At 67.9% G+C, this 14544-nt stretch carries 10 protein-coding genes; 2 read left to right on the top strand and 8 right to left on the bottom strand.

All coding sequences use genetic code 11. The features are described 5' to 3' along the window. The first annotated feature begins 21 nt into the window (after nucleotides 1-21). Complete coding sequence (locus tag WT24_RS17440; RefSeq protein WP_059506228.1) at nucleotides 22-318, top strand: hypothetical protein; 297 nt, start codon at nucleotides 22-24, stop codon at nucleotides 316-318. Here WT24_RS17440 and WT24_RS17435 read toward each other — a convergent pair. Both WT24_RS17435 and WT24_RS17430 read right to left on the bottom strand, forming a co-directional pair. Further along, nucleotides 299-2260, bottom strand: a complete 1962-nt coding sequence (locus WT24_RS17435) for a phosphatase PAP2 family protein (RefSeq protein WP_059506226.1) — start codon at nucleotides 2258-2260, stop codon at nucleotides 299-301. The genes WT24_RS17440 and WT24_RS17435 overlap by 20 nt on opposite strands. A gap of 188 nt (nucleotides 2261-2448) precedes the next feature. Continuing rightward, a complete protein-coding gene (locus WT24_RS17430) occupies nucleotides 2449-4035 on the bottom strand; it encodes a methyl-accepting chemotaxis protein (protein ID WP_060035153.1) in 1587 nt (528 codons plus the stop codon). A gap of 253 nt (nucleotides 4036-4288) precedes the next feature. Between WT24_RS17430 and WT24_RS17425 the strand changes: the two genes are divergently transcribed. Beyond that, entirely contained in the window at nucleotides 4289-6106 is a 1818-nt protein-coding gene (locus WT24_RS17425; RefSeq protein WP_060035151.1) for a methyl-accepting chemotaxis protein, read from the top strand. Nucleotides 6107-6192: 86 nt separating this feature from the next. Here the strand turns inward: WT24_RS17425 and WT24_RS17420 are convergent, their stop codons facing one another. The 6 genes from WT24_RS17420 to WT24_RS17395 form a co-directional block, all read right to left on the bottom strand. Continuing rightward, a complete protein-coding gene (locus WT24_RS17420) occupies nucleotides 6193-7509 on the bottom strand; it encodes an MFS transporter (protein ID WP_059506220.1) in 1317 nt (438 codons plus the stop codon). Nucleotides 7510-7575: 66 nt separating this feature from the next. Then, nucleotides 7576-8778, bottom strand: coding sequence for a tricarballylate utilization 4Fe-4S protein TcuB (gene tcuB, locus WT24_RS17415; protein ID WP_095211876.1), 1203 nt, complete (start codon nucleotides 8776-8778; stop codon nucleotides 7576-7578). Continuing rightward, entirely contained in the window at nucleotides 8765-10171 is a 1407-nt protein-coding gene (tcuA, locus tag WT24_RS17410; protein ID WP_059506217.1) for an FAD-dependent tricarballylate dehydrogenase TcuA, read from the bottom strand. The genes tcuB and tcuA overlap by 14 nt, the downstream gene beginning before the upstream one ends. A 74-nt stretch (nucleotides 10172-10245) precedes the next feature. Continuing rightward, nucleotides 10246-11187, bottom strand: a complete 942-nt coding sequence (locus WT24_RS17405; protein ID WP_059506215.1) for a LysR family transcriptional regulator — start codon at nucleotides 11185-11187, stop codon at nucleotides 10246-10248. Nucleotides 11188-11471: 284 nt separating this feature from the next. Then, a complete protein-coding gene (locus tag WT24_RS17400) occupies nucleotides 11472-12653 on the bottom strand; it encodes a fumarylacetoacetate hydrolase family protein (protein ID WP_060035149.1) in 1182 nt (393 codons plus the stop codon). Nucleotides 12654-12685: 32 nt separating this feature from the next. Then, the gene (locus WT24_RS17395) at nucleotides 12686-14467 is read right to left on the bottom strand and encodes an IlvD/Edd family dehydratase (RefSeq protein WP_059506212.1); all 1782 of its coding nucleotides are present in this window, start codon (nucleotides 14465-14467) and stop codon (nucleotides 12686-12688) included. Nucleotides 14468-14544 lie beyond the last annotated feature (77 nt).

Here is a 14544-nt window from a genome sequence, read left to right as displayed (position 1 = left end):
GACAGCGAAGGAGAAGCCGCGATGGAAACCCGCATGAGCGAGCCGGCGATCGGCGAAACCGGCCACGGCGGCTCGCTGTCGGAACTGGAGAAGGGATTGCTCGATGAGGCGCTGCGGCTGCTCGCCGAGACGCGCGCGCGTGCGCTGGAACTCTGTGTCGAGGTCAGCCGGCGGCAGGGCGGCGCCGCGCCGGATGTTCACGATTTCAACCTGCCGACGATCATCGAACTGCAACGGCGCTTCGGTACGCGGTCTTGCCCGTGGGCGGCGCCGTTGCAGGATCGATCCTCGCGGCCGGCTACGCCGCCGACAGCGTGATCGACACACCCGTCGCGGTGTAGACCGGCGTGGCCTTGAAGCCGTCGACCGTCACCGTCGAGAACTTCGCGGCAGCCGCCGCGCCGTCGATCAGCGCGATGGTGTCGCCGGCCTTCGGCGCGTAGCCGTTCACGAACTTCACGTGCAGCGTGCCGCCCGCGATGGTGAGCGGGCCGCCCACGCGAAGCCGCCCGCCGCCGTTGCCGTCGATGTCGAGTTCGAGCGTCGCGTTGTCGAGCTGCGTGTAGCGCGCGGCGATCGTCACCGGCGCGGCGGCCGCGATGCGCACGCTGCCGCCCGGGCCGACGTACACGTCTCCTTTGCCGAACGCCGTCGTCGACGCGGCTGCCAGCGTGCCGCCGCTCACCTGCGTGCCGCCCGTGTAGCCGTTGTTGCCCGCCAGCGTCAGCGTGCCGCTGCCCTGCAGCGTCAGCTTGCCGGCGCCCGCGACGTCGTTGCGCCACAGGTCGGCGGCATTGAAGCCGCCCTGCGACGCATCCATCGACACGATCACGTTGCCGTTGAACGCGCCGTAGCCGTCGGCCGCGGCGAACAGGTTCAGGCGGCCCCAGCCTTCCGCGTCGTCCATGACCGGATAGCCGGACGGCAGCTCGGTCGTTTTCAGCACGACGCGCCGCTGGTCGGCGCTCAGATACGGAAAACGCGTCTGCAGCAGGATCTCCGCGCCTTTCGGTACGACCGGCGGTGCGTTCGTCGATTCGAGCGCGCCGAAGCCGAACGTCATGCGGCGCAGGAACGCGGCGCGGTTCGCTGTGTAGTCGGCGAACCGGTCGGTGGCCGTCGTGCCGGAATGCGCGAATGCGGAGAACGTCGTGGCGCTCGTTCCCGTCAGTTGCTGCAGCGTCTGATGGGCTTGCGTGTAGGCGGCCTGCGCGTCGCCGGCGTACGCGGTCAGGTTCGCCGCGCTGACGGCCAGGGCGAGCATGCGGCCGCCGATCACGTCGAGCGGCGAATGCATGCCGGCCAGAATCCGGTTCTCGCCGAGCTCGAGGCCGCGGCTGACCATTTCCTGGAAGCGTTCCGGCACGAGCCACGCCATCGTCGTCGCATCGCGCACCGCCTCGGCCGTGTGGCCGCTGATGAAGCCGCCGTCGGTCGCGGGCGTCGCGCTTTCGGCCGGCACGAGCGTCGGCGCGACGATCACGCTCGTGCTCCAGCGGTACGGACGCGCGTATTTGAAGAAGCGCTTGGACGGTTCGGTCGACGCGTTGTTGCCCATTTCGTTGAGCAGGTCGACGACCTTGCCGAAGCTGGCGTTGCCGCCGCTGCTGCCGACGCCGACGTTGTTGCCTGCGTCGTTGTACAGCACGGTCGTCGCATCGGCGGGCACGCTGGTGATGCTGGTCGTCTGCTGGGCCGCGGTGCGCCACGCGGCGGTGAGTGGGCCCATGCCGTCGGTCACGCTGTATCCCTTGCCGCGCCGGTCGTCGTAGTACGCGGCATCGGCCTGTTGCGGCGTGCGCGCGGTCGTCGCGTCGATCACGTACTGCACGTTGGCCGACAGCACCGCATCGTTCAGGATCGTGCCGCACGGCACGCCGCTGTTCGGCAGCCCGGAGCAGGTCGACGGCGAGACGGCCGGAAACGCGCCGTTCGCCGGCGCGGACACGCCCGCGTCGACCAGCATCGTCGACGGTTGCCAGAGATCGAGGAAACGGCTCAACACGCGTACCGCGGCGTTGGTCGACAGCGTCGCATAGCGCGCATCGCCGCGCTGGTTGGTCGCGACGTTGTCGACGAAAGCGGGCGCGCTCGGGATCGGCGCGCTGTCGACGAAGCCGGGGTCGGCGGGCGGCGCGGGCACGGCCGCGGCGATCGTGCCGGTCGACGCGACGTCGTCGCCGCCGCCGCAGGCAGCCAGTACGATCGCACTCGACAATGCCGCGACGTGCAGCGGGAAACGGCTTCGTGACGCAAACATGCAAGACTCCATCCTGATGGTCGAAGAGGGAGGATTGTGGTGAGCGATCGTTACGCGGCCGTTACGGAATTGTTTCGCGTCGTCGTCGATACGCGACAATTCCCACTATCTGGTTAATTTCCGCTACTTAACATGACGGGTGCGCGAACGCGTGCACCCGTCACCGATACAGGGCGGCAGACGCCGGCCTACGCGCCCGTCGCACGCGCGTCGAGCCGGAACAGCGATACGGCCTCGGCAAGCCGGCTGCCCTGTTCCTCGAGCGACTTCGATGCGGCGGCGGCCTGCTCGACGAGTGCCGCATTCTGCTGCGTGACTTCGTCCATTTGCGTGATGGCCAGATTGACCTGCTCGATGCCGCGGCTCTGCTCGCTCGACGCCGCGGCGATCTCGCCCATGATGTCGGTCACGCGCGAGATCGCATGCGTGACCTCGCTCATCGTCTCGCCCGCATTGTTCGCGATATGCGAGCCGTCCTGGATTTTCCGGACCGATTGCGAGATCAGCTCGCGAATCTCCTTCGCGGCGCTCGACGAACGCTGCGCAAGACTCCTGACTTCGCTGGCCACCACCGCGAAGCCGCGACCCTGCTCGCCGGCGCGGGCGGCCTCCACGGCTGCGTTGAGCGCGAGAATGTTGGTCTGGAACGCGATGCCTTCGATGATGCCGGTGATCTCGGCGATCTTGGTGGAGCTCGTGCTGATGTCCGTCATCGTGTCGACCATCAGGCCGACCGCCGCGCTGCCGCGCTGGGCGACCTCCGATGCGTTGTTGGCCAGGCCGCTCGCCTGCTGCGCATTGTCGGCGTTCAGGCGCACGGTGGATGTCAGCTGCTCCATGCTCGACGCGGTTTCCTGCAACGATGCGGCCTGCTGCTCGGTGCGGGAGGACAGGTCCTGGTTGCCGGACGCGATTTCGCCGGCGCCTGTCGCGACGTTGCCCGATGCGGTACGGACTTCCGAGATCAGGCGGATCAGGTTCGCCTGCATGTCGCGCATGGAAGCCAGGACGCTGCCGGGCGGCGCGGCGCCGGTCGTGGATTCGGCGCCGAGGTTGCCGGCGGCGATATGGCCGGCGATCTCGCTGAGCGCGGCAGGCTCCGTGCCCAGCGCGCGCAGCAGGCCGCGGGTGATGAAGAGGCCCGAGATTGCCGCCGCCGCCGCCGCCGCGATGCAGATGGCGATCAGCATCAGTCGTCGCGAGGTATAGCGGTCGTTCGATTCCGTCACCAGTTGGGCGGCCCGCGAGCGCGTGTACCTCGCATACGCGTCGGTGGCCGCGACGAGTTGGGCCAGCAGCGGGCGGCACTGTTCGTTGATCATCGTGATCGCCTGATCGCGCCGGTTGTTGGCCGCCGCATCGACGATGGCGCGTGCCACGGGGCCGTACTGCGCCTCGACCGCCGCGATTTGCCGAACCAGTTCGCGCGATTTGTCGGACGCGCCGCTTCCCTCGCGGACCGCGTTCGTCAGCTCGCCCAGCAGCGCACCGACGTCGCGGTCGGCCTGCAGTGCCGCTTCCTTCTCGACGTCCGCATCGCGCGGCCCGGTCGCCAGGACCTGGTTGCGGGCGGCGATCGCGCGCCGGTCGACCGCGACGCGAACCCTGTCCGCCAGCATTGCGCGGGCGTTGGTGCCGTTGACGTAATTCTCGAATGTCGCGTTCGCGTCGCCGAGCGACACGATGCCGAGGAGGGAGACGAGCACAACCGTGCACGTAAGCAGTCCGAAAGCGATGATCAGCTTCGTGCGAACCGTTAACCGTCGATCGTTCATGGGGGAATTCCAGTCGTGAGTATCAAATAGCTTTCCTTATTATCGGAATGGTGAATGAACAATTTAGGACCGCCGCCCGCGGCAATCGTTTGCGCGTGCCCGATCATCGCAAAAAATTCGGGCCGCGCGCCGCGCGCATCACGCCGTCGTTCCGACATCGCTCAACTTCCTGCCTCCGGTGCCGTTAAATGGATCAGGATCGGCCTGTTCACCGATCCAGTTCAATTACGCGGTAACGGAGACCCAAGTCATCATGCTGTCATCAATTCGCGCCCGGATACTGGCGACGTGCGTCGCCATCGTAGTGACGGCGCTGGCCGTAACCGGGGGGCTCGTCTATTACGTCGTCAAGACCCACAACGACGAGGCCATCGACCAGAATCACAAGTCGATCCTCGCCGGCCACGCACTCGCGATCGACGAATGGGTGGCGAGCCGGGCGCGCGAAACCCAGGCGCTCGCGGACACGATCGCGATCGGCGAGGGCGATCCGGTGCCGGCGTTGAAGCTGCTCGGCAAGTCGGGCGGCTTCGCGGTGCTGACGCTCGGCCTGCCGGACAAGACGGCGTTCTCGAACGTGCCGCTCGCACCCGGCTATGATCCGACCGCCCGGCCCTGGTACAAGCAGGCCGTCGGCGCGGGCCGTCTGGTCGTGACGGCGCTTTACCGCGATGCGACGAGCGGCAAGCCGGCCGTGGCGTTCGCGGTGCCCGTGGTGCGCGACGGCGCGGTGAAAGGCGTGCTGGCAGCCAGCCTGTTCATGGAGAACGTGAGCTCGATCGTGACTTCCGTTCACCCGACCCCGGCGAGCTTCGCGTTTCTGGTCGACAAGAGCGGGCGCGTGATCGCGTCGGCCAGGACCGACCTGATCATGAAGCCGGCCACCGGTCTGTCGCCGGAACTCGATGCCGATCGCCTCGGTGCACTGCAGACGGCGTCCGCGCCCGTCGCGGTCGACATCGACGGCGCCGTCAAGCTGATGCGCGCGCAACCGATCGTCGGCACCGATTGGTCGCTGGTGCTCGCGCTCGACAAGGGCGACGTGACGGCCGGCATGCGGGCGGTCGCGACGACGACGCTGCTGGCGATCGCGATCGTCGCCGTCGTCGCGGCCGCGCTCGTCGGCGCGATGACGAACGCGGCCTTCAAGCGCATCCTGATGGTGCGCGATGCGCTCACGGACGTATCGAGCGGCAGCGGCGACCTGACGAAGCGCTTGCCCGCCGACGGCGCGGACGAAGCCGCGCAGATCGCGCGAGCGTTCAACGCCTTCGCCGAGAAGATCAGTGCGATTCTGCTGCAGATCCGCGAGTTCAGCACGTCCGTCAACCTCGCAAGTGCCGAGATCGCGCAGGGCAACCAGGATCTGTCGGCCCGCACCGAACACGCGGCGTCGAGCTTGCAGGAAACGGCCGCCGCGCTCGAGGAGATCGCGGGCACGGCCCGCAATTCGGCCGATGCGGCGAGCCAGGTGAACCGTCTGGCGGAATCGGCGTCGGATGTCGCGCTGCGCGGCGGCACGGTCGTGCGCGAGGTCGTCTCGACGATGAACGACATCACGCAGGCATCGGGAGAGATCGCCAACATCGTCGGCGTGATCGACGGCATCGCATTCCAGACCAACATTCTCGCGTTGAACGCCGCCGTCGAGGCGGCACGTGCGAACGAGCATGGCCGCGGCTTCGCGGTCGTCGCCGGCGAGGTGCGTGCGCTCGCGCAGCGCAGCGCGCAGGCCGCGCGGGAAATCAAGCAACTGATCCACGCGTCGGTCGAGAAGATCGAGGGCGGCTCCGGGCTCGTCCAGACGGCCGGCGCGACGATGGACGAAATCGTCGACGGCGTGCGCAACATCACGAGCGTGATCGCCGAAATCAGCGTCGCCGCGAAGGAGCAGAGCACGGGGCTCGAGCAGGTGAATCAGGCGGTGTCGCAGCTCGACGATACGACGCAGCAGAACGCGGCGCTCGTCGAGCAATCGGCGGCTGCCGCGACGTCGCTGCGCGAGCAGGCGGCCCGGCTCGCGCAGACGGTCGGCGAGTTCAAGCTCGCGGAGCGGCCGGTGGCGGCCTGACGGGGTCGGCGGGCCCGGTTTGACAGGACGCACTGGTGCGGGATGGCGGCGCCGCGAAGCCGATCCGTTCAGGCGAGTACCGCGGCTCACGCAGGCGACGCCGAACGCCGCACCGTCCCGCCTTTGCGATACAGCGACAGCGTCGCGAGCAGCCCGCAGCACGCGGCGAAGCTGAGCCAGTAGCCGGGCGCGGCCTTGTCGCCCGTCACCTCGATCAGATAGGTCGACACCGCGGGCGTGAAGCCGCCGAAAACCGCGGTCGCGAGGCTGAACGCGAGCGAGAAACCGGCCACGCGAACACTGGCGGGCATGATTTCGGTCAGCGCCGCGACCATCGCGCCGTTGTACATGCCGAAGAAGAAGGAGAGCCACAACAGCACGGCCAGCATGTGCCCGAAGCTGGGCGCGGATGAAAGCCACGCGAGCGCGGGATACGACGTCACGATGGCCGCCACGGCGATGGCCACGAGGATCGGCTTGCGTCCGACGCGGTCCGACAGCGCACCGCCGACAGGCAGCCAGAAGAAATTCGACACCCCCACGCACAGCGTAACGATCAGGCTGTCCGCCGTGGACAGTTTCAGTACGGCCCTGCCGAACGTCGGCGTATAGACCGTAATGAGGTAGAACGTCGTCGTGGTCATCGCGACGAGCAGCATGCCGGCAAACACGATGCGCCAGTTCCCCAGCATCGTCGCGAACACCTCGCGTGCACGCGGACGATGGGTGCGCGCCTTGAATTCGTCCGTTTCCTGCAGCGTTCGGCGAAGCAGGAAAATGACCGGCACGATTGCGCAACCGATGAAGAACGGGATGCGCCAGCCCCACGCGCCGATTTCCTGGCTCGTCAGCAAATGATTCAGCAGATAGCCCAGGGCCGCCGCGATGACGATCGCCACCTGCTGGCTTGCCGACTGCCAGCTCGTATAGAAGCCCTTGTGCCCGGGCGTGGCCATTTCCGCGAGATAGACCGACACGCCGCCCAGCTCGGCACCGGCCGAGAAGCCTTGAAGCAGGCGCCCAAGCAACACCAGCGCCGGTGCGGCGAGCCCGATAGTCGCGTACCCCGGCACGCACGCGATCAGGATTGTGCCGCTCGCCATGATCGAGAGCGTCACGATCAGGCCTTTGCGTCTCCCCACTTCGTCGATGTAGGCGCCGAGCACGATCGCGCCGAGCGGGCGCATCAGGAAGCCGGCGCCGAACACGGCAAACGTGAGGAGCAGCGACGCGAACTCGCTTGCCGCCGGAAAGAAGACTCGCGAGATGCTGGTCGCATAGAAGCCGAACAGGAAAAAATCGAACTGCTCGAGAAAATTGCCGCTGGTCACGCGCAGGACCGCGCCGAGCCTCGACGTGCCTGCGGCCGCGCCGTCCGGCGCGGTTGACGGTGAGGGATGCATGGGGTGTCTCCGTTGAATGTATTGTGCGAAGCGGCCCGAACGCCGGACCGCTTCGATGGGATCGGTTCAGTCCGAGCCGAGTTGCAGGCGGTCGGCCTGGCGCTTGTCTATCGACGACTTGAGCAGCGCCGCGCAGCGAAAGATGCCGTGCGCGAATTTCCCGTACGGCAACGTTGCGAAAAGCGCCATCACGATGCCGAGATGAACCGCGAGCAGCGTCGCCATCGCGCGGGTGTCGCGCCACGCCAGCAAAGCCAGTCCCGACATGCTCACGAGCATCAGCAGCGCAATGAAGCCGCGGTCCATCGGGCGTTGTGCCGGATCGGTCCGCGCGGGGTCGCGACGCAGGTTGAGCCACAAGAGGCCGGCAGGCCCGATCAGCAGGCCGATTCCGCCGGCGGTGCCGAGCAGCACGGGCAGGCTCAGGAACGCGTACGGTGCGTGCAGGTCCAGCGCGTAGTGATAGAAGGTCGCGACGAGCGTGGCGGCAAAACACAGCATGAAGCCGTAGAACGTGAAGTGGTGAAACCGGCGCCGCGCGAGCGTGAACGCGTCGTCCGATTCGTTGCAGCCGTCACCGTGGCCGCCGTCGAGATAGGTGAGCGCGAGCGCGTGTTTCGCCGCTTCGGCGATGGCGGGCATGCTTGCGGTACCCGACGACACGTCGCGCCAGAAGCGCGTCACGCCCACCCCGAGCGCCAGCACGGCGAGGCCGAACACCGAGCCGAACATCGCGGCGAGCAGGTTGTGCGGAAAGATCGCATAGAAACGGCCGCCCGACGGGCCATTCAGCAGCGAGCCGTGCATTGCGATGCCGAGCATCAGGAAAAGCGCCAGCCCGATCGCGAGGGCGAGCGCGACGGTCAGGCCGTTGCGCTTGTAAAGCTGTCCCATCGCAGCGGGCCACGCATATTCGACATACGTATCGACCCGGACCTGCGCCATCGCCTTCGGCACGTTCACCGCAAATTCGTGCGGCGGCGCATATTGGCATGCGTGGTAGCACGCGCCGCAGTTGTGGCACAGGTTGGCCAGGTAGTTGACGTCCGCCTTCGCGAACTCGAGCCGGCGCGTCATCGCCGGAAAGACCGCGCAAAATCCTTCGCAGTAGCGGCACGCATTGCAGATCTGCATCTGGCGCGCGACTTCCGCTTCGCTGTCGGTGACGGGCACGATGCGAATCACGGCGGCGCCGCTCGAGCGTGCCGACGTCTGGCCGGCGGGCGCGAGCGCCTGCGCGTCGCGAACGTGTTCTTCAATATCGTGCACGTTGAACTCCAGTCGTTTGCGCGGCCTTCGCCGCCTCGGTGCCCGCGATACGGCCGAACGCGGTGCCGATCGACATTCCGACGCCGGCCGTGTAGCCCTTGCCCAGCACGTTTCCGGCCATCATCTCGCCGGCAACGAACAGGTTGTCGCTCGGCCGTCCGCCGAAGTGGACTTGCGCGCGCTCGTTGACCTTGAGCCCGAGATACGTAAACGTGATGCCCGGACGCAACGCGTAGCCGAAGAAGGGCGGCGTATCGATCGGTCGTGCCCAGTGGGTTTTCGCGGGGCCGATGCCTTCGGTGCGACAGTCGTCGAGCACGGTGTGATCGAACGTGCCTGCCCGGCATGCGGCGTTGTACGCGCGCAGGGTCTCCACGAATGCGCGTTCTGGCAGGTTCAGCAGGCGCGCGAGTTCCGGCAACGAATCGGCGCGGACACCCGGAAATACCGGCGGCATGAAGCGTCCGACGGCCTTGGCATCGATGATCGAGTAGGCTGTCTGCTCCGGTTGCTGCGCGACGAGGCGGCCCCAGATCGCATAACGCTTCGGCCAGAAGTCCTCGCCTTCGTCGTAGAAGCGCTGCGCATCGCGGTTGACGACGATGCCGAGCGATACGCAATCGATCCGCGTGCAGATGCCGCCGTCGTAGAGCGGCGCACGCGCGTCGATCGCGACGCAATGCGACTGCGACGGGTCGCCGATCGCATCCGCGCCGGCGGCGAGCATCGCCTTGAGCAGGACGCCCTGGTTGAACCGCGTGCCGCGGATGAGGAAATTATCGGCGGGCCACTCGCCGCGCTCGTTTTGTCCCCACGCCTCGCGCAGCCATGCGCGGTTCGATTCGAAGCCGCCCGCCGCGAGCACGCAGCTGCGTGCCTCGAAGCGCCGGTTTCCGCTATGCGCGGCGACGAAGCGTTCACCGTCGAGTTCGATGGCGTCGACGGGCGTGTCGTAGCGAATCTGTACGCCCAGCGCTTCGGCGCTGCGGTAATACGCGTTCACCAGCGCTTTGCCGCCGCCCATGAAGAATGCATTGGTGCGCGCCACGTGCAGTGCGCCGGACAACGGCGGCTGAAACCGCACGCCATGTGCGCGCATCCATGGGCGACAGTGCGCCGACGCGCGGATAGCGAGCCGGGCCAACGCCTCGTTCGTGATGCCGCCCGTGACCTTCAGCAGGTCCTGCCAGTACTCTTCTTCCGGATAGGCGCCGACCAGCACGTCCTGCGGGCCGTCGTGCATGCAACGCAGGTTGCGGGTGTGCTGGGAGTTTCCGCCGCGCCACGCCCGCGGTGCCGCTTCGAGCAGCAGCACCGACGCGCCGGCTTCGCGCGCCATCAAGGCGGCGCACAGCGCCGCGTTGCCGCCGCCGATTACGAGAACATCGACCATCTGAGTTGTCTCCTTTGAGACGCACTCTACGGATCGGCCTCGCCTGCCGCCATCAGGGAGCCGGCAACACGTCTTCAGTTTTTGTGAAGAGGCGGCTCGCGCAGCGTGGCGCCGGGCCACCCGCCTGCCGCGACGATCTCGCGCGCCACGTCGGCGAGGACGACCCGCGCCGCGAGCCCGGCGGGCGACAACTCGTCGTCGGAGACGCTTGCGATCAGGTTCGGCCGCGTCGCCTGGGCGTCCGCGACCGGGACGCTCGCGAGCGCCGCGTTCTCGAACCGCGCGAGCGCCGCGCCCGGTTGAATGGTCGCACCGAGCCCGCCGCGCACCGCATCCATCAACATCGCGAGGCCGTCGACTTCGGCGGCAATGCGCGGGATGAAGCCGGTGCGGGCGAAGGCGACATCCAGCAACGCGCGCAGGCCGTGCGGACCGCTCGGCAGGATCAGCGGCACGGCGCCGAGGTTCGCCAGGTGCACGTGCGGCCCGCCGGGCATGCCCGGCAGGCCGGGCGCGCCGATCACGAACAGATGCTCGTCGAGCAACGGCATCACGCTCCAGCGCTGCGCGGGTTCTTCACGAAACAGGATCGCCAGGTCGATTTGCCGCGCACTCAGCATCGCGCCGAGATAGCCCGACAGGCTCTCGACCATGCGCAGCCGGACATCCGGATAGCGCTGTCGCATCGCCTGCATGAACGCGAGACCGAGTACGCCGGTCGTACTGGGCGCAAGCCCGACGCTGACGTGCCCCGACAGGCGCGCCTGACGCGCGGCCAGCGCCGCATCGTCGACGTGGCGCAACGCGAGTTGCGCTTGTCTCCAGAATGCAAGACCGGCGTCCGTCGGAACGACGCCCGTTGAGGTGCGTTGCAGCAGGCGCGTGGACAGCTCGCTCTCGAGCCGGCTGATCTGCTGGCTCAGTGCGGACGTCACCACGCCCAGTTCGAGCGCGGCCTTGCCCATGCTGCCGTGTTCCACGACGCAGACGAAATAGCGCAGTTGCCTCAGTTCCATCGACACCTCGAATTGACTCAGCCGCGGTATTGTCGCAGCCGACGAGGCGCTGGTGGGACGAATCGTGCCCTCCGAACCCGCTGATCGCCGCCGGAAAGACCATGGGGTTGCGGAATCGGCTGGCGGCCCCGCTTGCGGCGGCCGTTCCGGCTCGGCGAGTGTTCAGGTCGCGCAGTGAAGGCCGGCTGCGTGCGTGCCTGCGCGAACGACCACTTCATATCGCTTCGCCTACGATCAGTCGATGTCGTTCGCGCAGGGGCTTCATGTCGCCGCGTGTCCCACTTTCACTCGGCAAGCAGCCCGCGCGCGGCCAGATTCGCATACAGCGCACGCACGCCGAAGGTCCACGGCGCGATCTCCGTGCAAAGCCGCACGGTGTTGACGAGTGCGCCGAGCGCGGGCGTGGAGATGGTGACGCGATCGCCGAGGTGATGCGTGAATCCGCCGCCCGGCGCGTCGCGATCCTGGATCGGCGAGAACATCGTGCCGAGGAACAGCATGAATCCGTCCGGATACTGGTGATGCGCGCCGCAGGTCTGCGCGACGAGGTCCGCCGGGTCGCGGCTGATCTCGCGCATGTGGCTGATGCCGTCGAGGACGAAGCCGTCGTCCGCGCCTTCGACACGCAGCGACACGCTGCATTCCCGCACGCTGTCGAGCGTGAAGCCGTCGTCGAACAGCCGCACGAACGGGCCGATCGCGCACGAGCCGTTGTTGTCCTTGCATTTGCCGAGCAGCAGCGCCGAACGGCCTTCGACGTCGCGCAGGTTCACGTCGTTGCCGAGCGTCGCGCCCACCGGCCGGCCGTCGCTGGCGACCGCCAGCACGATTTCCGGCTCCGGGTTGTTCCACGCCGACACGGGCAGCAGCCCCACGTCCGCGCCGAAGCCGACCGCGGACATCGGCTGCGACTTGGAGAACACCTCGGCATCCGGGCCGATGCCCACTTCCATGTATTGCGACCACGCGCCGCGGCGCTCGAGTTCCGCCTTCAGGCGCAGCGCGGCTTCCGAGCCCGGCACGATCTTCGATAGATCGGTGCCGATGGTCGAGGCGATGGTGTCGCGTACCTCCGCCGCTTTGGCCGGATCGCCGCCGGCCTGTTCCTCGATCACGCGCTCGATCAGGCTGACCGCAAAGGTGACGCCGCACGCCTTGATGGCCTGCACGTCGCACGGCGCGAGCAGGTGCGTGGCGCCGGGTGTGCCGTCCAGCGCCGCCTGCAACAGCGGCTCGACGCGGCCGAGCGAATCGCCGGACGCGGTGCGTGCGATGGCGAGCGCATCGCGGCGGTCGAACAGGTCCGCGGTGGTCGGCACGGTGCGCGTGATGTCGAACACTTCGCCGCCGCGCACGGCGACGACGCTCGGGCCCGCGTGGGCGCCGTCGTGCCGCCAGACGCGGCCGATCAGCAGCGCGTGGGCGAGGTCGTGCGGCAGGCAGTCGGAAACGGAAGGAGTACGCATGGTCAGCTCGGCAAGAGTCGGGGGCGATGGAGTCAGTGCGAATGGCGCGGGTTGCCGCGCTGCTCGATGACCTTCAGGTACAGCGTGGCCGGTTCGAGGCAGCCGCCGGTGGACAACTGGCCGACGAACCGGCGATAGAGTTCCTGCCACGGCGTTTGCGCCTGCGGCACGGTGAAGCTTGCGGTCTCGCGACGGCGCGCGAGTTCGTCCTCGTCGACGAGCACGTCGACGCTGCGGCGATTCAGGTCCACGCGCACGCGGTCGTTCGTGCGCAGCAGCGCGAGGCCGCCGCCCACCGCGGCTTCCGGCGACATGTTCAGGATCGACGGGCTGGCCGACGTGCCGCTCTGGCGTCCGTCGCCCATGCACGGCAACGACGTGACGCCGCGTTTCACCAGCTCGGCAGGTGGCGCCATGTTCACGACTTCCGAACTGCCCGGGTAGCCGACCGTGCCGCAGCCGCGGATCACGAGGATGCAGCGCTCGTCGATGTTCAGCGCGGGATCGTCGATGCGCGCGTGGTAGTCCTCGGGGCCGTCGAACACGATCGCGCGCGCCTCGAACGTATTCTCCGCGCCCGGTTCGGCAAGGTAGGTCCGGCGGAACGCGTCACCCACCACCGACATCTTCATGATCGCGCTGTCGAAGAAGTTGCCCGACAGCACCATGAAGCCGGCGCCGTGCTTGAGCGGCGCGTCGGGCGTACGGATCACGTCGCGGTCGGCGTCCTGCGCGGTGTCGGCGATCTCGCCGATCGCGCGGCCCGATACGGTCAGGCAGTCGCGCCGCAGCAGCCCCGCCGCATCGAGTTGGCGCAGCACGGCCGGCACCCCGCCGGCGCGGTGGAAGCTCTCCCCGAGGTATTCGCCGGCCGGCATGCAGTTCACGAGCAGCGGCACGGCTTCACCGAAGCGCTGCCAGTCGTCCAGGCTCAGCTCGACGCCCATGTGGCGTGCGATGGCGATCAGATGCGGCGGGCAGTTGGTCGACGCGCCGAGCGCCGACGCGACGACGATCGCATTCTCGAACGCCGCGCGCGTCATGATCGCCGACGGGCGCAGGTCTTCGCGAACGAGTTCGACCGCGCGCTTGCCGGTGGCGTAAGCCATCTGGCCGCGCTCGCGATAGGCGGCGGGAATGCTCGCGCAACCGGGCAGCGACATGCCCAGCGCCTCGGCCAGACTGTTCATCGACAGCGCGGTGCCCATGGTATTGCAGTGGCCGATCGACGGCGACGAAGCCGTGGTCAGCTGCATGAAGCCTTCGTAGTCGATCTCGCCTGCGGCGAGCAGGTTGCGCGCATGCCAGATCACCGTGCCGGAGCCGACCCGCTTGCCCTCGTGCCAGCCGTCGAGCATCGGGCCGCCCGACAGCACGATCGCGGGCATGTCGACGGTCGCGGCCGCCATCAGGCAGGCCGGCGTGGTCTTGTCGCAGCCGGTCGTCAGCACCACACCGTCCAGCGGAAAACCGTGCAGCACTTCCACCAGCCCGAGGTAGGCGAGATTGCGATCGAGCGCGGCCGTGGGCCGGCGGCTCTGCTCGGCCAGCGGATGCACGGGGAACTCCATCGGAATGCCGCCCGCGTCGCGAATGCCGGCCTTGGTGCGTTCGGCCAGCTCGATGTGATGGCGGTTGCACGGCGCGAGATCGCTGCCCGTCTGCGCGATGCCGATGACAGGGCGGCCCGACTGCAGTTCCTCGCGCGTCAACCCGTAGTTCATGAAGCGCTCGACATAGAGCGCGGTCATGTCGGCGTGCGCGGGATCGTCGAACCATTCCTGGCTGCGCAAGCGGCGAGGGATTTGTGACATGGCAGGCTGTCTCCTAAGGGGCCTTTCTCATTTTGCGTGCCGGATGGTACCGGTAACATCGCCTGGATGTTAGCACG

It is taken from the genome of Burkholderia sp. MSMB1078WGS, from assembly GCF_001528895.1.
Lineage (GTDB): Bacteria > Pseudomonadota > Gammaproteobacteria > Burkholderiales > Burkholderiaceae > Burkholderia.
The sequence above is the reverse complement of the archived record's forward strand: the minus strand, read 5'-3'. Positions and strand labels throughout refer to the sequence as shown.